Annotated in this window: 23 protein-coding genes; 14 read left to right on the top strand and 9 right to left on the bottom strand. The window is 65.7% G+C overall.

What is annotated here, in order from left to right:
* Position 1 precedes the first annotated feature (1 nt).
* From trkA to rsmB, 5 genes are read right to left on the bottom strand one after another with little or no spacing between them, the layout of a single operon-like run.
* Positions 2 to 1,381, bottom strand: coding sequence for a Trk system potassium transporter TrkA (gene trkA / locus J2P76_RS06350; protein ID WP_207405406.1), 1,380 nt, complete (start codon positions 1,379 to 1,381; stop codon positions 2 to 4).
* Positions 1,378 to 2,073 (bottom strand): response regulator, encoded by a 696-nt coding sequence (locus J2P76_RS06345; RefSeq protein ID WP_207405404.1) that lies wholly within the window; start codon positions 2,071 to 2,073, stop codon positions 1,378 to 1,380. Before J2P76_RS06345 ends, trkA begins: the two co-directional genes overlap by 4 nt.
* A gap of 11 nt (positions 2,074 to 2,084) precedes the next feature.
* The gene (locus J2P76_RS06340) at positions 2,085 to 4,391 is read right to left on the bottom strand and encodes a sensor histidine kinase (RefSeq protein WP_207405402.1); all 2,307 of its coding nucleotides are present in this window, start codon (positions 4,389 to 4,391) and stop codon (positions 2,085 to 2,087) included.
* Entirely contained in the window at positions 4,388 to 4,975 is a 588-nt protein-coding gene (locus J2P76_RS06335; protein ID WP_207405400.1) for a DUF4390 domain-containing protein, read from the bottom strand. The genes J2P76_RS06340 and J2P76_RS06335 overlap by 4 nt, the downstream gene beginning before the upstream one ends.
* 37 nt (positions 4,976 to 5,012) lie before the next feature.
* Positions 5,013 to 6,371, bottom strand: a complete 1,359-nt coding sequence (gene rsmB / locus J2P76_RS06330; RefSeq protein WP_207405398.1) for a 16S rRNA (cytosine(967)-C(5))-methyltransferase RsmB — start codon at positions 6,369 to 6,371, stop codon at positions 5,013 to 5,015.
* Between the two features lie 120 nt (positions 6,372 to 6,491).
* Here rsmB and J2P76_RS06325 point away from each other — a divergent pair, with 120 nt between their 5' ends.
* The 8 genes from J2P76_RS06325 to J2P76_RS06290 all read left to right on the top strand — a co-directional run bounded on the left by J2P76_RS06325 (position 6,492) and on the right by J2P76_RS06290 (position 14,334).
* Entirely contained in the window at positions 6,492 to 7,118 is a 627-nt protein-coding gene (locus J2P76_RS06325) for a LysE family translocator (RefSeq protein ID WP_207405397.1), read from the top strand.
* A gap of 76 nt (positions 7,119 to 7,194) precedes the next feature.
* Positions 7,195 to 8,094 (top strand): LysR substrate-binding domain-containing protein, encoded by a 900-nt coding sequence (locus J2P76_RS06320; protein ID WP_207405395.1) that lies wholly within the window; start codon positions 7,195 to 7,197, stop codon positions 8,092 to 8,094.
* 159 nt (positions 8,095 to 8,253) lie between these two features.
* Positions 8,254 to 8,865 (top strand): glutathione S-transferase family protein, encoded by a 612-nt coding sequence (locus J2P76_RS06315; RefSeq protein WP_207405393.1) that lies wholly within the window; start codon positions 8,254 to 8,256, stop codon positions 8,863 to 8,865.
* A 4-nt stretch (positions 8,866 to 8,869) separates the two neighbouring features.
* Positions 8,870 to 10,918, top strand: coding sequence for a pyridoxamine 5'-phosphate oxidase family protein (locus J2P76_RS06310; RefSeq protein ID WP_207405391.1), 2,049 nt, complete (start codon positions 8,870 to 8,872; stop codon positions 10,916 to 10,918).
* Between the two features lie 422 nt (positions 10,919 to 11,340).
* Positions 11,341 to 12,174 carry a ParA family protein gene (locus J2P76_RS06305; RefSeq protein ID WP_207405389.1) on the top strand — a complete coding sequence of 278 codons (834 nt, stop codon included), beginning with the start codon at positions 11,341 to 11,343 and terminating at the stop codon, positions 12,172 to 12,174.
* Positions 12,171 to 12,698, top strand: coding sequence for a hypothetical protein (locus J2P76_RS06300; RefSeq protein ID WP_207405387.1), 528 nt, complete (start codon positions 12,171 to 12,173; stop codon positions 12,696 to 12,698). The genes J2P76_RS06305 and J2P76_RS06300 overlap by 4 nt, the downstream gene beginning before the upstream one ends.
* Positions 12,698 to 13,429 carry a hypothetical protein gene (locus J2P76_RS06295; RefSeq protein ID WP_207405385.1) on the top strand — a complete coding sequence of 244 codons (732 nt, stop codon included), beginning with the start codon at positions 12,698 to 12,700 and terminating at the stop codon, positions 13,427 to 13,429. The genes J2P76_RS06300 and J2P76_RS06295 overlap by 1 nt, the downstream gene beginning before the upstream one ends.
* Positions 13,430 to 13,509: 80 nt before the next feature.
* Positions 13,510 to 14,334 carry an abortive infection family protein gene (locus J2P76_RS06290; RefSeq protein ID WP_242697310.1) on the top strand — a complete coding sequence of 275 codons (825 nt, stop codon included), beginning with the start codon at positions 13,510 to 13,512 and terminating at the stop codon, positions 14,332 to 14,334.
* Between the two features lie 176 nt (positions 14,335 to 14,510).
* On the opposite strand, the gene J2P76_RS06285 is transcribed toward J2P76_RS06290, so the two are convergent.
* A complete protein-coding gene (locus J2P76_RS06285) occupies positions 14,511 to 16,889 on the bottom strand; it encodes an NERD domain-containing protein/DEAD/DEAH box helicase (protein ID WP_207405383.1) in 2,379 nt (792 codons plus the stop codon).
* 424 nt (positions 16,890 to 17,313) lie between these two features.
* Between J2P76_RS06285 and rimO the strand changes: the two genes are divergently transcribed.
* The gene (rimO, locus tag J2P76_RS06280) at positions 17,314 to 18,642 is read left to right on the top strand and encodes a 30S ribosomal protein S12 methylthiotransferase RimO (protein WP_207405381.1); all 1,329 of its coding nucleotides are present in this window, start codon (positions 17,314 to 17,316) and stop codon (positions 18,640 to 18,642) included.
* 164 nt (positions 18,643 to 18,806) lie between these two features.
* Here the strand turns inward: rimO and J2P76_RS06275 are convergent, their stop codons facing one another.
* Complete coding sequence (locus tag J2P76_RS06275) at positions 18,807 to 19,370, bottom strand: ferritin-like domain-containing protein (protein ID WP_207405379.1); 564 nt, start codon at positions 19,368 to 19,370, stop codon at positions 18,807 to 18,809.
* 210 nt (positions 19,371 to 19,580) lie between these two features.
* Here J2P76_RS06275 and J2P76_RS06270 point away from each other — a divergent pair, with 210 nt between their 5' ends.
* From J2P76_RS06270 to J2P76_RS06255, 4 genes are read left to right on the top strand one after another with little or no spacing between them, the layout of a single operon-like run.
* Positions 19,581 to 20,168: a TIGR00730 family Rossman fold protein gene (locus J2P76_RS06270; protein ID WP_207405377.1), complete on the top strand. Its 588-nt coding sequence runs from the start codon at positions 19,581 to 19,583 to the stop codon at positions 20,166 to 20,168.
* Positions 20,169 to 20,199: 31 nt separating this feature from the next.
* Positions 20,200 to 20,790, top strand: coding sequence for a hypothetical protein (locus tag J2P76_RS06265; RefSeq protein ID WP_207405375.1), 591 nt, complete (start codon positions 20,200 to 20,202; stop codon positions 20,788 to 20,790).
* The gene (locus J2P76_RS06260) at positions 20,787 to 21,419 is read left to right on the top strand and encodes an HAD-IA family hydrolase (protein ID WP_207405372.1); all 633 of its coding nucleotides are present in this window, start codon (positions 20,787 to 20,789) and stop codon (positions 21,417 to 21,419) included. The genes J2P76_RS06265 and J2P76_RS06260 overlap by 4 nt, the downstream gene beginning before the upstream one ends.
* A gap of 2 nt (positions 21,420 to 21,421) precedes the next feature.
* Positions 21,422 to 22,048 carry a pyridoxamine 5'-phosphate oxidase family protein gene (locus J2P76_RS06255; RefSeq protein ID WP_207405370.1) on the top strand — a complete coding sequence of 209 codons (627 nt, stop codon included), beginning with the start codon at positions 21,422 to 21,424 and terminating at the stop codon, positions 22,046 to 22,048.
* A gap of 177 nt (positions 22,049 to 22,225) precedes the next feature.
* Here J2P76_RS06255 and fmt read toward each other — a convergent pair whose 3' ends face one another.
* Entirely contained in the window at positions 22,226 to 23,170 is a 945-nt protein-coding gene (gene fmt / locus J2P76_RS06250) for a methionyl-tRNA formyltransferase (protein ID WP_207405368.1), read from the bottom strand.
* A 5-nt stretch (positions 23,171 to 23,175) separates the two neighbouring features.
* Positions 23,176 to 23,688, bottom strand: coding sequence for a peptide deformylase (def, locus tag J2P76_RS06245; protein WP_207405366.1), 513 nt, complete (start codon positions 23,686 to 23,688; stop codon positions 23,176 to 23,178).
* 188 nt (positions 23,689 to 23,876) lie between these two features.
* Here def and dprA point away from each other — a divergent pair, with 188 nt between their 5' ends.
* The gene (dprA, locus tag J2P76_RS06240) at positions 23,877 to 24,992 is read left to right on the top strand and encodes a DNA-processing protein DprA (RefSeq protein WP_207405364.1); all 1,116 of its coding nucleotides are present in this window, start codon (positions 23,877 to 23,879) and stop codon (positions 24,990 to 24,992) included.
* Positions 24,993 to 25,070 lie beyond the last annotated feature (78 nt).

Raw genomic sequence — 25,070 nt, 5'->3', positions numbered from 1 at the left:
TTCAGAAAAAAGACGCCGACACCTGGAACAGCTTCTCGACGCGCGGCATCATCTGGCGCGAAGGCACGAACACGATGACGTGGTCGTCGGTCTGGATGACGGTGTCGTCGTCGGGCATCAGGATTTCGTCGCCGCGGGCCAGGGCGCCGATGCTGGCCCCCTTGGGCAGGCGGATGTCGCCCACCGCGCGGCCCACCACCTTGGAATTGCTGCGGTCGCCGTGCGCCACGGCCTCGATGGCCTCGGCCACGCCCTGGCGCAGCCGGTGCACGGCGGCGATGTCGCCGCGGCGCACGTGGCGCAGCAGTTCGCTCATGGTGGCCTGCGACGGCGACACGGCGATGTCGATATGGCTGCCCTGCATCAGTTCGCCATAGGCCTGCCGGTTGATCAGGGCGATGACCTTGCGCGCGCCCATCCGCTTGGCCAGCAGCGACGACATGATGTTGTCTTCGTCGTCGCTGGTCAGGGCCAGCCAGGTGTCCATGTCGCCGATGTTTTCGCGGTCGAGCAGTTCTTCGTCGGTGCCGCTGCCGTGCAGCACCAGCACGCTGCCGGGCAGCTCGGCCACCAGGTACTCGCAGCGCTTGGCGTCGCGCTCGATGATGCGCACGCTGTAGTTTTCTTCGGCCAGCTGGCGCGCCAGGCGCAGGCCGATGTTGCCGCCGCCGGCGATCATGACGCGGCGCACGGATTTCTCGGCTTCGCGCAGCTGCCGCACCGCGCGGCGCGCGTGGCGCGAATCGACCACCAGCACGACCTCGTCGCCGGGGGCGATGACCGTGCCGCGGCTGGCCTGCAGGGGCCGGCCGTCGCGCACCACGTCGACCACCCGGGCGGCCACGTCGGGCCACACTTCGCGCAGCTGCGCCACCGGGTGATGCGCCATGGGGCTGCCGTGCCCCACCCGCACCGTGACCACGCTGATGCGGCCATCGGCGAATTCGACGACCTGCAGGGCCTCGGGGAATTCGATCAGGCTGTGCAGGTAGGTGGTAACGCTGCGCTCGGGGCTGATCAGGGCGTCGATGCAGAAGCCTTCTTCGCCCATGAGTTCGGGATGTTCGGCGAAATCGGGCATGCGGATGCGGGCGATGCGGCGCGGCACGTTGAACAGCTGCCGCGCGATCTTGCAGCCCACCATGTTGGCCGCGTCGGAGGCCGAACAGGCAATGAACAGGTCGGCGTCGGCGGCGCCGGCGGACTCCAGTATCTCGACCTGGGTGCCGTCGCCATGCACCACCCGCAGGTCGAAGCGTTCCTGCAGGTAGCGCAGGTGATCGACGTTGGTGTCGATGACCGTGATGTCGTTCTGCTCGGACACCAGGTTTTCGGCCACGCTGGTTCCCACGCGGCCGGCCCCCATGATGAGGATCTTCATGTGCCTCGCTTGCGCGCGGATTCGATGCCCAGCTGCTTCAGCTTGCGGTACAGGTGGGTGCGTTCGAGCCCGGTGCGCTCGGAGACGCGCGTCATGCTGTGGTTTTCGCGCGCCAGGTGGTATTCGAAATAAATACGCTCGAATTCGTCGCGCGCTTCACGCAGGGGCTGGTCGAGGGCGATGGAGCCCAGCCTGCCGTTGGCCAGCGGCGCGGCCTCGGTGGCCGGCATGGCGGCCAGCGCGGCGGGCGGGTCGAGCTCGTCTTCGAGCGGCACCACCGGCGCGGCCGGGACCAGCGGCGCGGCGGCAGGCGCCGGATGCGGCGCGCGACCGCGCGCCAGGCCGGCGGCGATGGTTTTGAGCAGGCGCTGCAGCGTGATGGGCTTTTCGAGGAAATCCATGGCGCCGATGCGCGTGGCCTCGACCGCGGTGTCGATGGTGGCGTGGCCGCTCATCATGATGACGGGCATGTCGAGCAGGCCCTGCGAACCCCATTCTTTCAGCAGGCTGACCCCATCGGTGTCGGGCATCCAGATGTCGAGCAGAACCAGATCGGGGCGCGTGCGCAGGCGCGCCGCACGCGCCTCTGCCGCGTTTTCGGCCAGTTCGACCGTGTGCCCTTCGTCGTAAAGGATCTCTGACAAAAGTTCGCGAATGCCGACTTCGTCGTCAACCACCAGAATTCTGGCCATAAACCATCCACCTATTGCGTAGCCGCATTATCCTTTTCTTGCGCGGTCGCGTCCATAGCGACAAGCCTGGACGCCAGGCGGGTCAGCAGTATCGAAACCCGCGCCCCGCCCTCTTTGCGGTTGGCAAGATCGATCTTGCCGCCATGTTCTTCGATGATTTTGCGCACAATTGCCAATCCTAACCCAGTCCCGTGGGCCTTGGTGGTGACATACGGCTCGAAAGCCCGCTGCATGACCTTCGGTGAAAACCCCTGCCCGCTGTCGGCCACGGTGAAACGCACCGCGGGCTGCGCGCCTTCGCCCATCAGCTGCGTGGCCACGCGCACGCGCCCCTGGTCGCCCTGCTCGGCGATGGCATCGCGGGCGTTCGACAGCAGATTGTGGATGACCTGCCGCAGCTGGGTAGGGTCGCCTTCGATATTGGGCAGGCCGGGCTCGAGCTCGACATCCAGGTTCAGGGCCGGCGCGCCGTGGCGCGTGGCGGTCTTTTCGCCCGGCTCCCAGCCGTACAGCGACAGCACGTCGGCCACCAGGGCGTTGAAATCGATCGACTGCATCACGGCCGGCGGCGTGCGGGCATATTCGCGGAAATCGTCCACCATCTGCTTCAGCGACCCCACCTGGTTGACGATGGTGTTGGTGGAACGCTCGAGCATCTGCCGGTCGGCCGGCTGCAGGCGGTCGGCCAGCTTCATGGCCAGGCGCTCGGCCGACAGCTGGATGGGCGTGAGCGGATTCTTGATTTCGTGCGCCAGCCGGCGCGCCACCTCGCCCCAGGCCACGGTGCGGTTGGCCGAGATGACTTCGGTAATGTCGTCGAACACCACCAGGTAGCCGTTGCCGCGGCCATCTACCCGCAAATGCGTGCCGCGCGCCAGCAGCGTCAGGGGCTGCGGGGCTTCGCCGGAATCGGCCGCCGGCGCCAGCGTGATCTCGAACTGCTGCTGCCAGTGCAGCCGTTCCGAGCCCACCGCCGCATGCTGCGCAAAGGCCTGGCGCACGATCTGGATGAATTCGAGCATGCCGTCCACGGTTTCCAGCGGCCGCCCGATGACCGAACGCAGATCGGCCTGCAAAATGGACTGCGCGCCCTGGTTGACCGTGGTGACCCGGAAGCCTTCGTCGAACACCAGCACCCCCGACGACAGGTTCGACAGCACGCTTTCCAGGTACACGTTGGAACGCTCGAGCTGCCGGCGGTTGCTTTCCACCATGTGGCGCGCCTCGTCGAGCTGGCGCGTCATGGCGTTGAACGAACGCGTCAGCTGCCCCACTTCGTCGCGCTCGGGCGGTTCGGGCAGCGGCCGGTAATCGCCCACGCCCACCGCCTGCGTGCCCGCCGCCAGCCGCAGCAGGGGCCGCACCAGGCGCTTGGACAGCGACAGGGCCACCGCAATGGCGGCGAACACCGCCAGCAGCAGCGACAGCGTCAGGGTGATGCCGTACAGCTTGCGCAGGCCCAGCCGCGACAGGGCCAGTTCCTGGTAGTCGCGGAACCCCTGCTGCACGCGGTTGGCGTTGTCGGCGATCGGTTCCGGCACCGGCTGCAGCAGCTGCAGCCAGCGCGGCTCGGACTGCAGCGAGGTCAGGCTGTCGAAGCGGGCCGGCGAGTTCAGCGGGATGACCACGCGCAGCAGCAGGCGGTCTTTGCTGCCCGCCACGCCGGCATCGTCGGCCTCGGCGGCCGAATAGCCGCGGCCCAGGCGCAGCTGGTTCAGCACCGTGGCGGGCGGCATCTCGGGCAGCAGCTGGCCATACTGGTCGGTGGAAAACGCCACCAGGCGGCCGCTGCCGGTAAACACCATGACGTCCTGCACACCGCTGGATTCGCGCAGGCGCGTCAGCGCCAGCGGAATGTCGCGATCGGCGGTGTTGTTAAGCTCGGCCGCCATGGCGCGCGCCTTGGCGTCCATGTCGGCCAGCAGCGAATCCAGCGCCGCGCGGCCCAGGTTCAGGCCGGATTCGAGGGCGCTGTCGACCCGCACGTTGAACCAGGATTCGATCGAACGCGACATGAACTGCACCGACACGGTGTAGATCAGCGCCCCGGGCACCACCCCAATCAGGGCGAACGCCAGCGCGAAACGGGCCGTCAGGCGGGCGCCGAACTGGCGCCGGCGGATCTGCCGCATCAGCCGGGTGGTCAGGGCCACCACCCACACGAACAGCGCCAGCGCGAATATGCCGTTCAGAACCAGCAGCGTGTCGTAGTAGCGGGCGAAGCGCGAGGCGTTGCCGGTGGACCAGGCCAGCAGGCCCAGCAAGGCCAGTCCGCTGATCGCGCCGATGATCAGCGCAACGCGCAGCAGGATTCTCATGACGGGTCCTGGGGCTCGGCCAGCGAGAACGAGAAGTCGGTCCAGGGCGTGGCCAGCGACCACGAACTGCTGTTGAGCGCATTGACCTGGAACGGCCGCGCCAGCTGCGAGGTATCGAGCCGCAGGCGCAGCTGGCCGCTATAAGACACGCCGTAGTCCAGCTCGGAAACATCGATCAGCTGCCAGCCGCGGATGTGGCGCACGATGTCCATGGCCTGGTCCAGCGAGGCCACCGGCAGGCTGAGTTCGCCGGCGCCGGCCCGCCACTGGCGGGTCAGGGCGTTGTAGATCACGCGCCAGGTCAGGGTGGTGTCCACCACGGTGTCGTCGAACCACCACCAGCGCGACCGGCTGATGACGAGATCGGCCGTGAAATACAGCGGCAGCCCGCGCTCGGCCGCGTCGCGCAGCTGGTCGTTGAGCTGCAAATCGACTTCGGCGTCGATTTCCAGCTTGCCGTCGCGGATGACGGGCTCGATGCGCGTGAAGCGCGGTTCGTCGGCGCGCGCCTGCCCGCCCGCCCCCAGGGGAAGCAGCAGAAATGCCAGCAATAGCGCACTACATAGGCGAGAAATCATCGACATTCGTAACCCGGCGGCACCAATAGCTATTCTTGGCGATTCATGACTGCTTGGCAAACAACGCATAGAAAAAGCCGTCGTGCTGGGCCTGCGGTGTTGCGCCGATGGCAACAGGCAGCAGCTGGCCGGGCGCATCCAGGCGCTGGGCGTCGGGATGGCGCCGCGCGAAAGCCTCGGCCTGCCGCGCCCCTTCGGCCGGGAATACCGAGCAGGTGACATACAGCAGCCGCCCGCCCGGCGCCACGGTGCGCCACAGCGCATCGGCGATGCGGGCCTGCAGCGCGGCCGTGCGGGCCACATCGGGCGCGCGACGCAGCCAGCGGATGTCCGGGTGGCGGCGCACGATGCCCGACGCCGTGCAGGGCACGTCGGCCAGCACCGCATCGAATGGCCGGCCGTCCCACCAGGCGTCCAGGTCGGCGGCATCGGCGGCGGCCAGGGCCACGCGATCCGAGCGCAGCCCCAGGCGGTCGAGGTTCTGTTCCACGCGCTGCAGGCGCCCGGCATCGGCGTCCAGCGCCAGCAGGTCCAGGTCAGCCAGTTCGAGCAGGTGGGCGGTCTTGCCGCCCGGCGCGGCGCAGGCGTCCAGCACGCGCTGCCCGTCGCGCGGCGCCAGCAGCGGCGCCGCCAGCTGCGCGGCGGCGTCCTGCACCGACCACCAGCCCTCGGTAAAACCGGGCAGCTGCGCCACCGGACGGGCCTCGGCCAGCACCAGGCCGGCCGCGCCCACCGGCTCGGCGGCGATGCCGGCCGCCTGGAAAGCCTGGCGCGCCTGCTCGCGGCTGGCGCGCCGGGTGTTGACGCGCAGGGTCAGGGGCGCCGGCACGTTGGCGGCGGCCAAAATGGCCTGCCATTGGTCGGGATACGCGGCGCTGAGCTGATCGACCCACCAGGCGGGATGGTTCCAGCGCACTTCGGGCTGGCCGGCCACGGCCGCCTCGAGTTCGGCGCGCTCGCGCAGGAAACGGCGCAGGCTGGCGTTGAGCAGGCCCTTGTAGGCGGCCAGGCCGCGCTGGCCGGCGGCGGCCGTCACCGCCTGGTTGACCACGGTGTGCGGCGCATAGACCGGCATGCCGGGCACGGCGGGCGCGTCCTGGCCCTGCGGCGCGCGCAGCAGCGACAGCGACGCCTGCAGCAGCGCGTCGAACAGCGGCCCGGGCGAGCGCAGCACCAGGCCGCGCCCGATGGCGGCGGCCCAGCCCAGCTGGCGCATGGCATGGAACGACACCGCCTGCGCCGCGGGGCGCAGCGCCGGCGGCACACCGGCCAGGGCGTCGGTCAGCGAACGGCCGTCGCCCACGGCGCGCAGCGCGCCGGCGGCGGCCAGCAGCACGGCCGACAGCGCCGGCCGGGACGAAGGGGCGGCGGCAGGGCCCGGGGGAACAGAAGGCGGGGGCATGGGCAGTACACAACAATGCAACCCCGCTATGGTAGCCGCTGACTGGACGAATCCGCCGCGGCGGCCCACACTGGCGTTGCGCGCCGCCCCTTCCCCCTTCTTTTTGCCGCCTTGCCTGCCATGACGCTCGCCACCCTGCTGCTGTTCGCCCTGGCCTCGGGCATTACCATCGCCACGCCGGGTCCCACCGTGCTGCTGGCCATGAGCAACGGTTCGCGCCATGGCGTGCGCGCAGCCGGCTGGGGCATGGCGGGCGCGGTCATGGCCGACATGATCCTGGTGGCCGTGGTGGCCTCGGGGCTGGGCGTGCTGCTGGCCGCCTCGGAAGTGGCCTTCCAGGCGCTGAAGTGGGCCGGCGCCGCCTACCTGGCCTACCTGGGCTGGCGCCTGCTGCGCACCGACGCGGCCATGCCCCTGCCGCGCGGCGAGGCCGCCGCGCCGGGCGTGCGCGCCCTGTTCCTGCGCAGCTTCGTGGTGGCCATCACCAATCCCAAGGCGCTGCTGTTCATGTCGGCCTTCCTGCCGCAGTTCATCGCGCCGCGCGCGCCCCTGCTGCCGCAATACCTGGCGCTGGCCGCCGTGCTGGCGGTGCTGAACCTGGCCGCCATGCTGGCCTACGCGCTGCTGGGCGCCCGCATGATGCAGGCGCTGAACCGCGGCGGCCTGCGCTGGCTGAACCGCCTGTGCGGCGGCGCGCTGATCGGCATGGCCGCCACCCTGGCGCTGTACCGGCGCGGCGGGCCCTAGCCTGCCGCGCCGCCCGGCCCGTCCGCCGGGCGGCCTGGATATACTGCCGGCACCCCCAACCATCCGGAGCGCGCGCGTGGATCGGCTGCACGCCATGAAGACCTTCGTCGCCGTGGTCGAGAGCGGCGGCTTTACGGCCGCGGCGCGCAAGCTCGACGTTTCGCTGTCGGTGGTCAGTCGCGTCGTCACCGAGCTCGAGGCCCATCTGGGCGTGCGCCTGCTGACGCGCACAACGCGGGTGGTGCGGCCCACCGACACGGGCACCGCCTATTTCGAGAACTGCAAGCGCATCCTGGGCGAAATCGAAGAGGCCGACCTGGCGGCCGCCGGCACGCATGCCGCGCCGCGCGGCAGCCTGGTGGTCACCGCGCCCGTGCTGTTCGGCGCGCGCCACGTCACGCCGATCGTGGTGGAGTACCTGCAGCGCTATCCCGAAGTCGACGTCCACTGTGTGCTGGTCGACCGCAATATCAATTTCATCGACGAAGGGGTGGATGTGGGCATCCGGATCGGCGAACTGCCCAGCTCTTCGCTGCAGGCCATTCTGGTGGGCCGGGTGCGGCGCGTCGTGTGCGCCGCGCCCGCCTATTTGCAGCGGCACGGCACCCCCCGCACCCCCGACGACCTGCAGCGGCACACCCTGATCCAGACCACCGGCGTCAACACGCTGGCGGAATGGCGCTTCATGGAACAGGGCGAGCCCAGGCCGCTGCGCATCGCACCGCGGCTTGCCACCTCGACCAACGACTCGGCCATTTCCGCCGCCGTCGCCGGGCTGGGTCTGGCGCGCGTACTGTCTTACCAGGTGGCGGGCGAGCTGTGGGACGGCAGGCTGCGCGTGGTGCTGGCCGAGTACGAGCCGCCGCCGCTGCCGATCCACGTCATCCACCGCGAAGGCCGCCACGCCATGCAGAAAGTGCGCGCCTTCCTGGACCTGGCGATCGACCGCCTGCGCGCCGACAAATCACTCAACTGACGGCCCGCCGCCAGGCATGCCCCGCGGCTGGCCTGCGCCAATTGTTGCAAAAACAAGAATAATATCTTGTGCAACCGGCCGTTTTTCTTGCCTGTCAGCCTGCCTATGATTGTTTCAGCACGGCATTACGTGTCAAACCCGCAACCATAGGACGCCGCCATGAAGCTCTACCATCACCCGCTCTCGGGCCATTCGCACCGCGCCCGCCTGTTCCTGTCGCTGATCGGCCAGCCCGTCGAGCTGGTCGAGGTGGACCTGTCCAGGCGCGCCCACAAACAGCCCGACTTCCTGAAGCTCAATGCCTTCGGCCAGGTGCCGGTGCTGGTGGATGGCGATATCGTCGTGGCCGACTCGAACGCCATCCTGGTGTACCTGAGCAAGAAATTCGGCAAGACCGACTGGCTGCCCGAAACCCCCGCGCAGGCCGCGGCCGTGCAGCGCTGGCTTTCGGTGGCGGCCGGGGACATCGCGTTCGGGCCGGCCGCGGCGCGGCTGGTGACCGTGTTCGCCGCGCCCCTGGATGCCGAGGCGGCCATCGCCCGCGCCCATGTGGTGCTCAAGCGCATGGACGATGCGCTGGCCGCCAGCCCGTGGATCGCCGGCCGCCAGCCCACCATTGCCGACGTGGCGCTGTACAGCTACACGGCGCGCGCGCCGGAAGGTTTCGTCGACTTGCAGGACTACGCCCGCGTGCGGCAATGGCTGGCTCGCGTAGAGGCCCTGCCCGGGTTCGTGGAATTCCAGCGCACCCCGGTCGGCCTGGCGGCCTGATGCCATGCAGCCCCTGCCCTGGCACGCCGGCGAACTCGCCCTGCAATCGCAGGCGGGGGCGCTGGCCAAGATGGATGACGTCGGCCGCCGCTACGTGCGCGACTATATGCCCGACCAGCATCGTGAATTTTTCGCGCAGCTGCCCTTCGTGGCAATCGGCGCCGTGGCGCCGGATGGCGCCGTGTGGGCCACGCTGCGCGCAGGCCGCCCCGGCTTCCTGGCCTGCCCCGATCCGCGTCGCATGACTGTGGCCATGGCCCGCGAAGCCGCCGACCCGGCCGATGCCGGCCTGGAAGACGGCAGCGCCATCGGGCTGCTGGGCATCGACCTGGCCACGCGCCGGCGCAACCGCATGAACGGCGTGCTGCGCCACGCCAAGGGGCAGATCGCCCACATCGATGTGGAACACAGCTTCGGCAATTGCCCGCGCTATATCCAGCAGCGCAGCGTCGCCTTCACGCGCGATCCCGCCGTGCAGACAGACATCCCGCCACAGGTGCTGGATGCCCTGGATGAGCGCGCCCGGGCGCTGATCGCCAGTGCCGACACGTTCTTCGTGGCCTCGTATGCCGACCTTCCCGGCGCGGGCCGCCAGGTCGATGTCTCGCACCGCGGCGGCAGGCCGGGATTCGTGCGCCTGGACAGCGACGGCGGCATGACCATTCCCGATTTCGCGGGCAACCTGTTCTTCAACACGCTGGGCAACTTCATGGCCAACCCCAGGGCCGGCGTGACCTTTGCCGATTTCGACAGCGGCGAGCTGCTGCAGATGAGCGGCCGCGCCGAAGTCATTGTGGATTCTCCCGACATCGCCGCGTTCCAGGGCGCGGAACGGCTCTGGCGCTTCTTTCCCGACGCCATTGTGCGCCGCGCGCGGGCCCTGCCGCTGCGCTGGGCGCGCGACGATGCGGGCGCCTCGCCCAGCTCGCTGCTGACCGGGAACTGGGACGAGGCCGCCGGCCGCCGGCGCGCCGCCACCCTGGCCGACCGCTGGCGCCCGTTCCGCGTGGCGCGCATTGTCGACGAAAGCAGCGCCGTGCGGTCGTTCCACCTGGAACCGGCCGACGGCGCCGGGCGCATCGCGCACCGCGCCGGCCAGTTCCTGCCCATCCGCCTGGCGATACCCGGCCGCGCAAAGCCCGTGGTGCGCACCTACACCCTGTCGGTGGCGCCGTCCGACCCGGGCTACCGCATCAGCGTCAAGCGCGACGGCGCGGCCTCGCAGCACCTGCACGGCCATGTGAAAGTGGGCGACATCGTCCAGGCCCGCGCCCCGGCCGGCGCCTTCACCCTGGAACCCGCCGCCGGGCGCCCGGCGGTGCTGCTGGCAGCCGGAATCGGCGTGACGCCCATGCTGGCCATGCTGCGCCACATTGTTTATGAAGGCCGGCGCAAGCAGCGCGTGCGGCCCACCTGGCTGTTCCATGCGGCGCGCACCCTGCACGAGCGCGCCTTTTCCGAGGAAATCGCGTCGCTGCAGGCGCAAGGCGGCGGCGCGATCCGCGTCGTGCGTCTGCTCAGCAACCCGGCCGGCGCACAGGCCGGCGGCGATTACGACGAAGCCGGCCGCATCGACATCGACGTGCTGCGCAGGCACCTGCCGCTGGACGACTACGACTTCTACCTGTGCGGGCCGGCCCCCTTCATGCAATCGCTGTACGACGCGCTGCGCGCGCTCAACATACCTGACGGCCGGATTCACGCGGAGGCATTCGGCAGATCGTCGCTGGTACGGCAGGACCAGCCCGGCGCGCAGCCGCAAGCCCCGTCCCCGCAGCCTGCGGCCGAGCCGGCGCCGGTATTTTTCCGGCGATCCGCCCGGCAGGCGCAATGGAACCCGGGCGACGGCTCGCTGCTGGAGCTGGCCGAACAGCACGGGCTGTCGCCCGAGTTCGGCTGCCGCAACGGCAGCTGCGGCACCTGCCGCACGCGTATCGTGCAAGGCGCGGTGGCTTATCCCAGGCGTCCGGAATGCACGGTGCCGGAAGGCCATGCCCTGATCTGTTGCGCGGCCCCGGCGGCCGATGGTCCGCCCTTGCAGCTGGACCTGTGATAGCGGGAATCGCCAAGGCCGGGGCCGGCCTGGCGAAATCCGGCGCGCACCGCCCCGCGCGCCGCGCCGCGGGGCGCCGGCAGGCTAAAATTGCGGTCAGCTCCGTCTCTTTGGGCATTTCTTCGCCCCAATAAGGCCACGCATGGCAACCTCATGAAAAGCCTTTCAAAATCAATGAACTCTAAAGACCATCCCCCGCGCGTGGGGTTTGTTTCGCTGGGCTGGCCTTAAGCTAGCGTATATAAACTAACTGCCAAAGCAGAGTTCCCGACACAACCTGTTGAATATGCGGCCGAACGCCCTCAGTGATTCCTACGCCAAGGCGCCTTCGGCGCGAAGAATGGAGTGTTGATTTCGACCATTGGCAGACGTCCCGGCTAACACGTCGCTCCTGTATCATTTCGTCCGGACAGGAGAAAGCTATGTCTGCAAAAGTAGTGTCATTGATCAATATGAAAGGCGGAGTGGGCAAGACTACCTTGGCTGTGGGCTTGGCTTGGGAGCTTGCCAAAGAGTACGATGTTCTGCTCGTTGACATCGACCCTCAGTTCAATGCCACTCAATGGGTTATCGAAACACAGACGTATCTTGACTGGGTGAAGACCAGTCATACTGTCTTGAACATCTTCGTCCCCGACGGGCATGGCGTGCAGGGTCTCGCTGTACCGAACACCGCACCTCCTCCCAAAGTAACTGCCAAGACCACGATAGTCACTGTAGAAGGGAACGGCTGCTCACTAGACATCGTGCCGTCAATTCTGGACCTGATCCGATTAGACGCTGCGCCTCGAGGCACGGAAAACCGCCTCCGCGTGTTCCTGGAAAAGGTCAAGGATAAGTACGACTACGTTCTGATCGACTGCCCCCCGACTGCGTCCCTATTTAGTTATAGCGCCTTCTTGGCTTCTGACGCATATCTGGTTCCGGTGAAACCTGATCCGTTGTCTGTACTCGGTCTTCCCTTGCTCGAGCGCGCAATGACTGAGTACGAGGAGAGATCTGGTCATAACCTTCCGCGATTGGGACTGGTACTCACGCAGGTCCGCGGGACGGATTCTATGACTGCGACTTCGAACCAACTAAAAGTAAATTACTTGGGTGAAGTTTTCGACGAACACATTCCGCTGACAACAGGCGTAGCTGAGGCAGTGGAAGACAATTCGCCACTGCAGGAATTTGCGAAAACCAAGTACAAGCTCAAGGACCATTTGGCCGGTTTGGCATCTGAGTTCGTTAAACGGGCGGAGGAATTATGAGAAACGGTACGCCTCGTCAAAATTATCTATATCTCCTCGCACGCTTGTCCGAGCTTGCCTCGGAGTTCAGCCAAGATCAGCTGGAATCCGCCCTGAAACTTCGGAACGATGGAAAGTCCGCCGTCGGCAGGGCTATACGTGCGCTGGTGGACTTGCACGACGAGCTTCCCCAGCAAACCGGCCACGTGCACGTGCCGACTCCCCCCTCCGCTCACGGCCAGCAGGGTGAAGGCTCACATGCGGGTCTTGTCGCAACCCAGAGTTCGCCCAACGGATCGGCAATGCAACGCCTTTTGCTTGACGAATCGCTGTTCCCGAAACTGTCCGACATCGCGACTCTTGCGCCACCTGACATCCAGCCGCGCGACAAAGAATCGCGAGTCCGATTTGCAAAGCGATTGGCTTCCTACTATGACGGATCAGATCCAGAGACCAAGACAGAATTCCGCGAGCGTTTGCGCAGAACGGCGAAGAATTCAGGAGGATTTGTCGGTCGATGGTCTACCGCCATCAAGGATCTCTAATGGCGGCACCACCCTCAGCGTATCGACCAATCGACAGGCAAATTTCTGAAGATTTCAAGGCATATTGGGAAACCGTCGACCGGTCAAGGGCCGAGAATGCTACGCGACAGAAGGAGCTGCTCCGCGTTGCACATAAGCTGGCCGTTTGTTTCGTATCTTTGGCGCGCGAGACTGCGGACCTAGAAGAGCACTTGGGCATATTTTTGCGTGAGCTAGCATCGGACGCCGTTCACCTTGTGAACTCGATCGCGACAGGGGATGCTCGAGCCTCCAGGTTCTACCTGCGAAGCGCGATTGAGAACTTCTGGCGCCACTACTACTTCCGAGATCATCCGATTGAATACGGCTGGATTCGAGACAGGGACGGCTATTACCTGGAGTTAAAGGAGTTACGCGAGCATTGTGCGTGGCTCAAAGCTTTCGGCGGATGTCTGAAGCCGTCGCTTGACGCCTTATCGGGGCGGTTCGCGGAACTATCCAAGTTTGTGCACAGCACGACCATTAGCAGCTTAGCCCTGAAGACCACCTTGCAAGAAATTAAGTTGGGGACGGCCGAAACCAAAGACATCCAAATTCAAGTGGTCGAAACCTTGCGCACGACTCTTCTGCTTTGTATGTCTGCCGAATCCAAAGCATTTGCGGCCATGCACTTCCAAGCTCAGGATTTCTTGCGACGCGCCCTAGATGCTGATCGTAGGCGCCTATATCAAGAGAGCCTTGGAAACGGTTGATCAAAGCCCCGGAGAAGGGACTAGTGGCTGCGAAAGGTCAACCTCTATACTCTTCAGCTAGATACTGAATTCTTGAGTTCATGGTGACTACTCGTACCGCCCCATTGACGGACACCATCATCGTAGCGCTATCGCAGGTCGTCGACGATGCCCAATCGGAACGGCGCGATCCAAGCCATTCCGACCTAGAGAGCCTGATTCGGCGACACGGGCTAGTTCAAGGAGATCCCAACAGTAATGGCCAAGTGGTCGGAAAAGCGAAAAGAGTCCGGGCAGTTCTGAATTGGGCCATTGAACATGCTTCGGAAGCGGGTGGCGCCTTTGTCATCTCATTCGTTTCGCTTGTCAGAGGCCATGGTGGTTTCCGGGACGGCTCGCCGAATTACGTCGGAAGACATGCAATCGATAACTGCATTTCCGCCTTCGACTCCGAGGGATTCGTCCTAGGAGCCGATGGGGATCTACGCCCCAAGGTACTAGACGCTCTATCCGGCTCAGCGCTTACCGCGGCGTTGAGAGCTTATGTTCGGCGTGCCAAGAGGGGCGTCGAGGACGCTGCTCTGGAGATCGGCACGGGAAAGGATCTTGTGGAAGCGATAGCTGCCCACGTTGTGCAGCAGAAATTCGGTGCCTATCCGGGGCATGCGAACTTTCCCACGCTTCTGGGGCAGGCATTCGTTGCTCTAGGCTTAGCGACGCCCCACGACACAGCGCAGCCCGGAGAACCGCCTCAGCGGAGGATTGAGCGCGCAATGTATGAACTCGCCTGTGGCGTTAATCTGCTGCGCAACAAGCAAGGGACTGGCCACGGACGTCCGTGGGTGCCTACAGCGTCTAACGCCGATGCTCGTGCCGCCATCGAAGCTATGGGGCTCGTCGGCGAATTCCTTTTGGCGCGCCTTTAGGCGGACAAGGCGGTCTATGTGTGGCGTTGGGTTTAATGTTACGAACGGGCTCAGCCCCGTGTTGAACTTCCACTAGAATTTCTATTTATTTCAATAACATACAAAATTCAACCACCGAAAGTGGGATTTACCAGTCTTTTGAACAAATAGGTTGGGGCTCAAAGCGCCCGCTGAGGCTATTGAAGGTCCGTTAGTCGGTATTGGCCGGTGCCAATTCGGAGTAATAGTTTTTGAGCGCAGAGACTACTTATTGTTCGGCCCGCAAGGCTCTCGATCGAATCATCTAAATCGCCGGCCACCAACATCTCTCGCAGCCACTGCTCCATCTGGGATTTGGTGGCAACTGTCGCCCCTTGGCGCATCCGAAACTCGACAATTGTCGTGGCCAGGAACAGGACAGGCATTTCAGTCTTCCCGTGCACAACGTCATTAGGACGAGGAAATTGGAAATCGCCGACCAATGCCGCCACTTTAATTAGAGATTGCCCCCCAATCCCCGATCGCACAGTGCCCAATTCGGCCGCCTGTAGGACGATCTCAGAGGTTCTAGCTTCGTCCAATGGCGAGGCCAGGCAAGTCATACATGTGCGATTCGCGACATGCGGAGTCACGGTGAGGCACTCGGGGCAGGGGCTGAGATAGCACCCAGTCGGCTCGTTACGCTCAGGGTCGATCCCGGAGATGGGAAGGCAGGTCGTTAGTGAGAGCCACCAGCCCCAGAGCTGAACTCCACGGTTGCTCCATGTAGCTCCACCTTCATAGACCCATCGCCTCCATCGACTTGCATAGGAGAATCCTTCACCGAGTATCTTGTGTCTTCCGACTAAGCCTGCGTATTTCTTCACCTTGTTGGTGATGATTCGCGGTTCCGGATCCCGTTCATCCTGTTCGAGCAACGATGCGAGATTGATCGTCTCCAAGCCCTTGCGCAGGAAATCCGACCTCACGCGGCTCAGGCAGGTGATCAGTTCGATAGGCACGATAATGTAAGCGCGCGTGGTTGCCCGCCCGAGAGCGCAAGCCAATGTGGTGTCATCCATGTCGATACCCGCGACGACGATGACGACGGGCTTCTCCATGCCCCGATACGCCGAGATTGTGGATTGCGAGACATCAATCCCCATAAGCGTCGAGGAGAACTGACTCAGCACGATCATGTCCTGCCTCATGACACCGGCCCGCGAGAGCTCCGCCGCCAAAGCCTGGATCCTCTTGGAAACATCCCAGCTAATGCCTCTGGATAAGTCCTCTTTGGCGATCGGGCGAGGGCAGCTCACCTCATGCCGTGGCGGTCGCATCTCCACCATCGCCTGAGTAATGCCTCCGGGATTTCTATAGACTGTCGCTAGATAGAAGAATTGCTCTCCGTAGGTGTCCTCTAGGAATCGATAGGAGCTGCCCTTCTCGATGCCGGGAAGCACCTGGAGCTCATCAGCAAAGACGAACTTGCGTGCATTGGCGAAATGGTCGTGCAGCGCCAAGTGATCGGCCTCGTTGAGCGCCTGAGCTTCATCGATGATCAGTACCGCGTACTGGCGATCTACCTTCCCACAAAGGGCCAGATGATGCTCGTCATAGTTGGTCTCGCCAGAGCTGCTGTCCCTGTTCCGTATGCCCAGGGACTCACAGTAGGAATGGAATGTTTGAACTGTGACCGCTTGGCCGAGATGATTCAATTGGGCGGCCACCTTCTGCGTGATCTGACGATTCTTCAGAAGGAAGAGTACGTTGAGGCCCTGAGACGTGAACTGCTCGGCAAGGGCACGCGCAATAAGCGTCTTGCCACTGCCCGAGAAACCTGCGATCAGCCTCCGATCGCAGTCGAGGCACAAGGCCACTTGATTCGCTTGTTTGTCGTCTAATCGAAGCCACAACTCGCCGTCCGCGACGATCTTGCGTCCGAGATGCCCCTCCCGCGCTTCCCGCGGCCAGACAGCGTCGAGGAATTGATCGATTTCGCGACTGAAGTTGGTCTGGTTACCGTAGTTCAGTGCAGTTTTCCAGTGCGCCATCAGTTGTACGATGCGCAAAGGTATGTTCCGACGATGCTTCTGTAGGATCAGGATTCCGTCGGGGAGCGGCCGGCCGAGCGGCACGTACGCGCTGGCGATCTGCGGGCTCTCGAGATCGAAGTCCGGAAAGTGCACTGCATAGCCGACCGGGCACTTCAATTGACGCGACTGCAGAATCTCGGTGAGGACGAAAGTGTTGTCCTTGACCTGAGTCAAGGGATCGATTTCGTATCCGGTACGTTCGTGAATGAATCGAACACCCGAAGGCTTGTAAAGACCCGATTTCGTCTCGATGCAAAGCATGCCCAACTCCGCATGCAGAATTACGAAGTCTACCTCTCCGGACAGATGTTTCTTTTCCAAGGACACCTGCAGGTACTTCTGCAACTCCTGCGAGTACACCCGCTTGGTCCTGCCTCGCAGCCAAGGAAGCGAGTGAATGACGGTGAACCCATCGTCGAGTGCCGCCAGTTCCTGAAAGAGGGTGAATTCGCCTTGGCTGCAAAATTCCGTGTGATCGAGCGTTGGAAAGAACCTGGCCATGAACGGAGGAAATGCTAAGTTGGTTTAAAGCATGCAGTACGGTGCTGACTGTTTTGCCGATTTGCTTTCGCTAAAAGCAGATAGTTTCTAAATATTACACGAGCATCGTCACAGGGCCTTGGCCCGCCGCTTCGGGTCGGCAGCCGCCAGTCACTAACAGCGGCTCACAGCCACTACCCTAGATGCGGGCAAAAGCCCGCGGCCACTCGAATGCACCTACGGACACCTTCAATGCCAACGTGGGTGTATCCGCCCAAAGGAAAAGATCGGCGCACACCGCAGGGAAATCCACGGCATATTTGCTTGATCGGATCTCAGTCGCCTTGAACCGGTAGAATTTCGCAGTTTATTTGTCGCCTAGGGCAACTTTTGCACACCCTTGGGGGCCATCAGCCTCGGCCCCAAATAAAATTCATTAATATCAATGACATACAAATCTAAATCACCAAAAGTGGGATTTATTTCACTTGGCTGTCCGAAAGCCCTGGTCGACTCCGAACGCATCCTGACCCAGCTGCGCACCGAGGGCTACCAGGTCACGCCCGAATACGACGACGCCGACGTGGTGGTCGTCAACACCTGTGGCTTCATCGACAGCGCCAAGGCCGAATCGCTGGACGCCATCGGCGAGGCCATCGCCGAGAACGGCAAGGTCATCGTCACCGGCTGCATGGGCGTCGAAGAATCGGTGATCCGCAACGTGCACCCCAGCGTGCTGGCCGTGACCGGCCCGCAGCAGTACGAAGAAGTGGTGCGCGCGGTGCATCAGGCCGCGCCGCCCAAGGCCGACCACAACCCGTACGTCGACCTGGTGCCGCCACAGGGCATCAAGCTGACGCCGCGCCACTATGCCTACCTGAAAATTTCCGAAGGCTGCAACCACCGCTGCAGCTTCTGCATCATTCCGTCGATGCGCGGCGACCTGGTCAGCCGGCCGGTGGGCGATGTGCTGAACGAGGCCGAACGCCTGGTCAAGGCCGGCGTGAAAGAGCTGCTGGTGATCTCGCAGGACACCAGCGCCTACGGCGTCGACCTGAAATACCGCAGCGGCTTCTGGAACGGCCGGCCGGTCAAGACGCGCATGACCGAGCTCTGTGCGGCCTTGTCCGAACTGGGCGTCTGGACGCGCCTGCACTATGTGTACCCGTATCCGCACGTCGACGAAGTGATCCCGCTGATGGCGCAGGGCAAGGTCCTGCCCTACTTGGACATCCCGTTCCAGCACGCCAGCCCGCGCATCCTGAAGGCCATGAAGCGCCCGGCCTTCGAAGACAAGACCCTGGCGCGCATCAAGCGCTGGCGCGAAACATGCCCCGACCTGACCCTGCGCTCGACTTTCATCGTGGGCTTCCCGGGCGAAACCGAAGAAGACTTCCAGTACCTGCTCGACTGGATGAGCGAGGCGCAACTCGACCGCGTCGGCTGTTTCCAGTATTCGCCGGTGAACGGCGCGCCCGCCAATGAACTGGCCGGCGCCGTGCCCGACGACGTCAAGCAGGACCGCTGGGACCGCTTCATGGCGCACCAGCAGGCCATCTCGGCCGCCCGCCTGCAAACCCGCGTGGGCCGCGAAATCGACGTGCTGATCGACGAAGTGAACGCCGACGGGGCGGTGGGCCGCTCCAGCGCCGACGCGCCCGAGATCGACGGCTGCGTCTACGTCAACAGCACGGCCACGCTGCGGCCGGGCGACCTGGCGCGCGTGCGCGTCACCGCCGCCGACGAATACGACCTGCACGGCGTAGCGGTCTGAGGCGGGCCCGCGCACGCCCTGCAGCACAAGGCCGCCCAGGTGTCAGGCTCCCGCAGGGTGCCTGACACCGCTTAAACCATAGCCATCTCAGTTGTACGGTGTCAGGCACCCTGCGGGAGCCTGACACCTGTTAGACACCTGGCAGTCTGGCGGCACTGGCCGCCTCAATTCTTCGCCAGGAAATCCGACAGATCGTCGGCGTGCTCTTCCTCGACGGCCAGTATCTCTTCCAGCAGGCGGCGGGTGGTGGGGTCGTTGTCGCCCACGTAGTCGACCATCTGCCGGTAGCTGTCGATGGCGATGCGCTCGGCGATCAGGTTTTCCTTGATCATCTCGGTCAGCGTATTGGCTTCGACATATTCCGAATGGCTGCGGTCCAGCAGGCCCACCGGCGACAGGTTGGGTTCGCCGCCCAGCTGCACAATGCGCTCGGCGATGCGGTCGGCGTGGCCCAGTTCTTCGGCGGCGTGTTCAGCGAACTCGGCCGCTACCGGCTCGGCGTTGAGGCCGCGCGCCATGAAATAGTGGCGCTTGTAGCGCAGCACACAGACCACTTCGGTGGCCAGGGCTTCGTTCAGCAGCTTCAGCACGGCGGCGCGGTCGGCCCGGTAGCTGTCGGTAACGGCGCCGGACTCGATGTCCTGGCGGGCCTTGGCGCGGATCGCGGCCACGTCCATGTCGAACGAGCCGCCCTTGCGGGACGGGGTGTGGGGGGTGGCATGTTGCATATCGCTGGCTCCTTATTGTGTGTTGCGCAGGGCAAGACGACTACGGCGCCCGGGGCGCCTGCCAACCCAGTGTATCGGCCCCGCCGTGCCCAGGCTGTGTCCAATCATTGCCCCGCTTGCCCAGGGTGTGTCTCCAAGTTGCGTAAACTAGTTACTGCATTCCGGACCGGAATCCGCTGTAACTTTGTAACGGGCCCTGATCTGCCAACCATGACACTGAAGAATATTTGCGTTTATTGTGGTTCCAACGGGGGCCGCATCCCCGCCTACGCCGACGGCGCGCGCGAGCTGGCCCGTGAACTGGTGCGGCGCGACATCGGACTGGTGTATGGCGGCGCCAGCGTGGGCATCATGGGCATCGTGGCCGATGCCGTGATGGCCGAAGGCGGCCGCGTCATCGGCATTATTCCCGAGCCGCTGATGCGCAAAGAGCTGGGCCATTCCGGCCTGACCGAGCTGCATGTGGTGCAGTCCATGCACGAACGCAAGACCATGATGGCCGAACGGGCCGATGGCTTCGTGGCGCTGCCCGGCGGCGCCGGCACCCTGGAAGAAATTTTCGAGACCTGGACCTGGGCCCAGCTGGGCATGCACGAAAAGCCGTGCGGCCTGCTGAACATCGCCGGCTACTACGATCAGCTGGCCGGGTTCCTGGATCATGCCGTGCAAGAATCGTTCATGCGCGCCGAGCACCGCGCCATGCTGGTCGTGGAAAGCCAGCCCGCCGCGCTGCTGGACCGCTACGCCGCCTACCAGCCGCCCACCGTGTCCAAATGGATCGATCCCGGCGAACACTGATACTGAACCCCGTCCATCGCGTACTTCCGCCATGCCCACAGCCACGGTCACCCCAGCCAGTACGGCGTCCTTGATGCGCAATTACCTGCACGCCAAGGACGAAAACCGCCCGCTTTATATGGCGCGCGCCTTCGCCGCCGACGCGGTGCTGAAGATGACGCTGCGCACCCAGGCCATCGCCTTCCCGCCCGAAGCGCGCGGCCGCGATGCCATTACCGAGGCCATGGTGCGCACGTTCGGCCAGACCTACGAGAACGTGTTCACCTTCTATCTGGCCCACCCGGGCGAAGACGCGGTGCTGTCCGACTACACCTGTGACTGGTTCGTGGGCATGACCGAAAAAGCCAGCGGCCAGGTGCGCGTGGGCTGCGGCAGCTACGAATGGGAATTCCAGTCCACGCCCCACCTGGCGCGCCGGCTGACGATCACCATCGAAACCATGCTGAGCCTGCCGCCCGACACGGCGCCGGCGGTGTTCGCCTGGCTGACGGGGCTGCCCTACCCCTGGACCGACGCGCAGCGCCTGGTGGGCAGCGCGCCCCCCATCGAGGCGCTGGCCCCGGTCATGCACTGGATCCGCCGCGCCGACCGCGATGCCTACCCGGTGGACGGCACCGCTTGAAATACGACCTGGCGGCATTCGACTTCGACGGCACCCTGGCCGACACCCTGCCCTGGTTCGAGTCCATCCTGGACGGCGTGGCCGACAAATACGGCTTTCGCAAGGCGGGCCCGGCAGAACGGGCCCGGCTGCGCCACCACGGCGCGCACGACATCCTGAAGATACTGGGCATTCCCATGTGGAAAATGCCGGCCATCATGGCGCACGTGCGCCAGCTGATGCGCGAGGTCGATCCGCGCGTGCAGCTGTTCGGCGGCATGGCCGAGGCGCTGACGCAGCTGCGCGCCGCCGGCCTGCGGCTGGCGGTGGTGAGCTCGAATTCGGCTGCCAATGTGCAGCGGGTGCTGGGGCCGCGGGCCACCGAATGGTTCGACGACTTTGAATGCGGCACCGACATGTTCGGCAAGGCGGCCAAGCTGAAGCGGCTGCTGGCGCGGCACCGGGTGGCGCCGCAGCGCTGCGTGCTGGTGGGCGACGAAATGCGCGACATCGACGCCGCGCGCAAGGCCGGCGTGCGCGCGGCTGCCGTCGCCTGGGGCTACAACCACGTCGACGCACTGCGCACCCACGCGCCCGACGAAATCATCCTGACCGTGGCCGACCTGCCGGCCGCCCTGACCCGAGCCTGAGCATGCCCCTCGACGACACCCATCGCATTACTGACCCCGCCGCCCTGCAAGCGCTGTATGGCCAGCCCAGCCAGGCCTCGGTCATGAAGGAAACGGACCACGTGCATCCGCACTACCGCGCCTTCATCGAGGCGGCGCCCTTCGTCGTGCTGGCCACCGTGGGGCCCGACGGACTGGACGCGTCGCCGCGCGGCGACCCGGCCGGCTTCGTGACCGTGGCCGACGACAAGACCCTGCTGATTCCAGACCGGCGCGGCAACAACCGTATCGACAGCCTGCGCAACATCCTGGCCGACCCGCGCGTGGCGCTGCTGTTCCTGGTGCCCGGCGTGGGCGAGACCCTGCGGGTGAACGGGCGCGCCGGCATCAGCACCGATCCGGCCCTGCTGGCGCGCTTCGCCATGCACGACAAGCCGCCGCGTTCGGTGCTGGTCATTGACGTGGAAACCGTGTTTTTCCAGTGCTCGCGCGCACTGGTGCGCTCGGCGCTGTGGGACCCGGCCCGGCAAATCGAACGCGCCAGCCTGCCCAGCACGGGCCGCATGCTGGCCGACCTGAGCGCCGGCACCATCGACGGCCAGGCATACGACCGGGCACTGCCGGGACGAGTGCGCGACACTTTGTATTGAGGGGCACAGGGCCCGCACCGGCGCCACGCCGCGCCAGACACCCCTGGCGCTACCTTAAGGCGAAAAACAACGTTTGGCCCAGGTGTCAGGCTCCGCCAGGTGCCTGACACCGCTGTAAACCGCAGCCGTCTCAATCGTACGGTGTCCGACACCCTGCGGGAGTCAGACACCTGGCAATCAGCCCGGAAGCTGCCAGCCGCGCACGAACACGTCCACCGGCTGGCGCTTGCCGCCGGCCTTCTGCAGTTCGAGCAGGCGCAGCACGCCCGCGCCGGTGGCGATGTCGATGCCGTCGGCGCCGGCCCGCAGCACGCTGCCCGGCGCCGCGGCCGCCGGCGCTTCCAGGGCCTGCGCGCGCCATACCTTGACCGGATCGTCCAGGCCCGGCAGGCGCAGCGTGGCGCCGGGCACCGGGTTGAACGCGCGCACGCGCCGGGCCAGCTGCGCGGCGGGCTGCGCGCAGTCGAGCGCGGCCTCGGCCTTGTCCAGCTTGGCGGCATAGGTAACGCCGTCGGCCGGCTGCGGCCGCGCCGGCAGGCCGCCCGCCTGCAAGGCCGCCAGGGCCTGCACAATGGCCTGTCCGCCGGCGGCGGCCAGCGCGTCGTGCAATTGCGCGGCGGTGTCCGCGGCGCCGATGGGCACGCGGTGTTCCAGCAGCATGTCGCCGGTGTCCAGGCCTTCGTCCATCTGCATGATGGTGACGCCGGTTTGCGTGTCGCCGGCCTCGATGGCGCGCTGGATGGGGGCGGCGCCGCGCCAGCGCGGCAGCAGGCTGGCGTGGATGTTCAGGCAGCCGCGCGGCGGCAGCGCCAGGGTCCAGGCCGGCAGGATCAGGCCGTAGGCGGCCACCACCATGATGTCGGGCGCCGCCTGCCGCAGCTGTGCCTGGGCCTGCGCGGCATCGTCGGGGTAGCGCCCGTCCAGCCGCAGGCTGCGGGGCTGGGCCACCGCAATGCCGGCCGCCAGGGCGGCCTGCTTGACCGGGCTGGGCGTCAGCTTCAGGCCGCGGCCGGCGGGCCGGTCGGGCTGGGTCAGCACCAGCGGGATGTCATGGCCTGCGGCCAGCAGGGCGTCGAGCGCGACGCGGGCGAATTCCGGCGTTCCGGCAAAAACCAGGCGCATGGGGATCAGGCTCGCAGCGCTTCGCGCTCGGCCTTCTTCAGCTTGGTCTTGATGCGGTTCTGCTTCAGGCTGGACAGGTATTCGACGAACACTTTGCCGTCGAGGTGGTCGAGCTCATGCTGCACGCACACGGCCAGCAGCCCTTCCGCGTCGGCTTCGTACGGCTTGCCGTCGATGTCCAGCGCCTTGAAACGGATGCGCGCCGATCGTTCGACCTCGTCGTAGATGCCCGGCACCGACAGGCAGCCTTCTTCGTAAGTCTGGCGCTCGTCGCTTTTCCAGGTGATCTCGGGGTTGATCAGCACGCGCAGTTCGTTGCCTTCTTCGGAAACGTCGATGACGACCACGCGTTCGTGCACGTCGACCTGCGTGGCGGCCAGGCCGACGCCCGGCGCTTCGTACATGGTGTCGGCCATGTCGCGCACCAGCTTCCGGATACGGTCGTCCACCACCGCGACCGGCTTGGCCTTCTTGTGCAGGCGCGGATCGGGATAATGAAGGATGGGAAGCAAAGCCATGGCGAGCAAAAAGCTAAATAGTCACTAGTGACTTAATGATAATTCATTAGAAGCTTGATTTCTAATAGTTTTCGGCTAATTCGGCCATTGCCGCGCCGCCCGGGCGGGCGCTTTTGGTCGCGCCGCCGCCCGTGCGGCGCGCGGGCCGTGCGACACTAGCGGACCCTCGCAAGGCCCCTGTCCGAACCATGCCGCTTACGCATTCCCACGCCGAACTGTCCGCCTGGCTGCGCCTGTCGCTGGAGCCCGGGCTGGGCCCCGCCAGCGCCTATCCGCTGCTGTCGGCGCTGGGCCTGCCCGAGCAGATCTACGCCCTGGGCGCCGCGGCCCTGGCCCGCCACGTGCCGCAAGATCTGGCGCGCCAGCTGGCGGCGCCGCCCCCCGCCGACATGCAGGCCCAAATCGACCGCAGCCTGCAGTGGGTCGACCAGCCCGGGCGCCACGTGCTGACCCTGGCCGACCCGGCCTATCCGCAAAGCCTGCTCACCATCGCCGACCCGCCCATCCTGCTGTATGTCAACGGCGATCCGGCGCGGCTGAGCCTGCCGGCCCTGGCGGTGGTGGGCGCGCGCAGCGCCACGCCGGGCGGCTGCGACAACGCCCGCGCGTTCGCCCGCCACCTGGCCGGCCATGGCTGGTGCGTGGTCAGCGGCCTGGCGCAGGGCATCGACGCGGCCGCGCACGAAGGGGCGCTGCTGGCCGGCCCCGAAGGCGCGGGCACCGTGGCCGTCATGGGCACCGGCATCGACCGCGTGTATCCGGCGCGCCACCGCGACCTGGCCCACCGCATTGCCGGGCAGGGCGCCCTGGTATCCGAGCTGCCGCTGGGCATGGGCGCGCTGCCGCATCACTTTCCGCGTCGCAACCGCCTGGTGGCGGGGCTGGCGCGCGGGGTGCTGGTGGTCGAGGCCGCGCGCCAGAGCGGCTCGCTGATCACGGCGCGGCTGGCCGGCGAAAGCGGCCGCGAGGTCTTCGCCATCCCGGGCTCGATCCATTCGCCGCTGTCGCGCGGCTGCCATGCCCTGATCCGCCAGGGCGCCAAGCTGGTCGAAACCGCGCAAGACATCACCGACGAACTGGGCGGCGGCCAGCCGGCCCCGCGCCGCGGCGAACCGGCCGCCGGCGCGCCGGCCGAAGCCGACACGCCGCTGCTGCGGGCGCTGGGCTACGATCCGCTGCACCTGGATGCCTTGCAAGCGCGCACCGGGCTCGACATCGCCGCGCTGAACGCGCAATTGCTCGAGCTCGAGCTGGCCGGCCGCGTGGCCCGGCTCGATGGCGGGCGGTTCCAGCGCCTGAAGTAGCGGCCCGGCGGCCCGGCAGGGCTACTATTATGAATATCCGCATTCCCGCGCGCGCTCCGGCGCGGCGCCCATCACTAC

Origin of the sequence: Bordetella petrii (genome assembly GCF_017356245.1) — a bacterium.
GTDB lineage: Bacteria > Pseudomonadota > Gammaproteobacteria > Burkholderiales > Burkholderiaceae_B > Bordetella_A > Bordetella_A petrii_D.
Note: the sequence above shows the minus strand (reverse complement) of the source record. Positions and strands in the feature narration are given on the sequence as shown.

Bases quoted from the DNA above. Each gene is read 5' to 3' on its own strand.
- trkA (WP_207405406.1), bottom strand. From the start codon at position 1,381: ATGAAGATCCTCATCATGGGGGCCGGCCGCGTGGGAACCAGCGTGGCC.
- J2P76_RS06345 (WP_207405404.1), bottom strand. From the start codon at position 2,073: ATGGCCAGAATTCTGGTGGTTGACGACGAAGTCGGCATTCGCGAACTT.
- J2P76_RS06340 (WP_207405402.1), bottom strand. From the start codon at position 4,391: ATGAGAATCCTGCTGCGCGTTGCGCTGATCATCGGCGCGATCAGCGGA.
- J2P76_RS06335 (WP_207405400.1), bottom strand. From the start codon at position 4,975: ATGTCGATGATTTCTCGCCTATGTAGTGCGCTATTGCTGGCATTTCTG.
- rsmB (WP_207405398.1), bottom strand. From the start codon at position 6,371: ATGCCCCCGCCTTCTGTTCCCCCGGGCCCTGCCGCCGCCCCTTCGTCC.
- J2P76_RS06325 (WP_207405397.1), top strand. From the start codon at position 6,492: ATGACGCTCGCCACCCTGCTGCTGTTCGCCCTGGCCTCGGGCATTACC.
- J2P76_RS06315 (WP_207405393.1), top strand. From the start codon at position 8,254: ATGAAGCTCTACCATCACCCGCTCTCGGGCCATTCGCACCGCGCCCGC.
- J2P76_RS06310 (WP_207405391.1), top strand. From the start codon at position 8,870: ATGCAGCCCCTGCCCTGGCACGCCGGCGAACTCGCCCTGCAATCGCAG.
- J2P76_RS06305 (WP_207405389.1), top strand. From the start codon at position 11,341: ATGTCTGCAAAAGTAGTGTCATTGATCAATATGAAAGGCGGAGTGGGC.
- J2P76_RS06300 (WP_207405387.1), top strand. From the start codon at position 12,171: ATGAGAAACGGTACGCCTCGTCAAAATTATCTATATCTCCTCGCACGC.
- J2P76_RS06295 (WP_207405385.1), top strand. From the start codon at position 12,698: ATGGCGGCACCACCCTCAGCGTATCGACCAATCGACAGGCAAATTTCT.
- J2P76_RS06290 (WP_242697310.1), top strand. From the start codon at position 13,510: ATGGTGACTACTCGTACCGCCCCATTGACGGACACCATCATCGTAGCG.
- J2P76_RS06285 (WP_207405383.1), bottom strand. From the start codon at position 16,889: ATGGCCAGGTTCTTTCCAACGCTCGATCACACGGAATTTTGCAGCCAA.
- rimO (WP_207405381.1), top strand. From the start codon at position 17,314: ATGACATACAAATCTAAATCACCAAAAGTGGGATTTATTTCACTTGGC.
- J2P76_RS06275 (WP_207405379.1), bottom strand. From the start codon at position 19,370: ATGCAACATGCCACCCCCCACACCCCGTCCCGCAAGGGCGGCTCGTTC.
- J2P76_RS06270 (WP_207405377.1), top strand. From the start codon at position 19,581: ATGACACTGAAGAATATTTGCGTTTATTGTGGTTCCAACGGGGGCCGC.
- J2P76_RS06265 (WP_207405375.1), top strand. From the start codon at position 20,200: ATGCCCACAGCCACGGTCACCCCAGCCAGTACGGCGTCCTTGATGCGC.
- J2P76_RS06255 (WP_207405370.1), top strand. From the start codon at position 21,422: ATGCCCCTCGACGACACCCATCGCATTACTGACCCCGCCGCCCTGCAA.
- fmt (WP_207405368.1), bottom strand. From the start codon at position 23,170: ATGCGCCTGGTTTTTGCCGGAACGCCGGAATTCGCCCGCGTCGCGCTC.
- def (WP_207405366.1), bottom strand. From the start codon at position 23,688: ATGGCTTTGCTTCCCATCCTTCATTATCCCGATCCGCGCCTGCACAAG.
- dprA (WP_207405364.1), top strand. From the start codon at position 23,877: ATGCCGCTTACGCATTCCCACGCCGAACTGTCCGCCTGGCTGCGCCTG.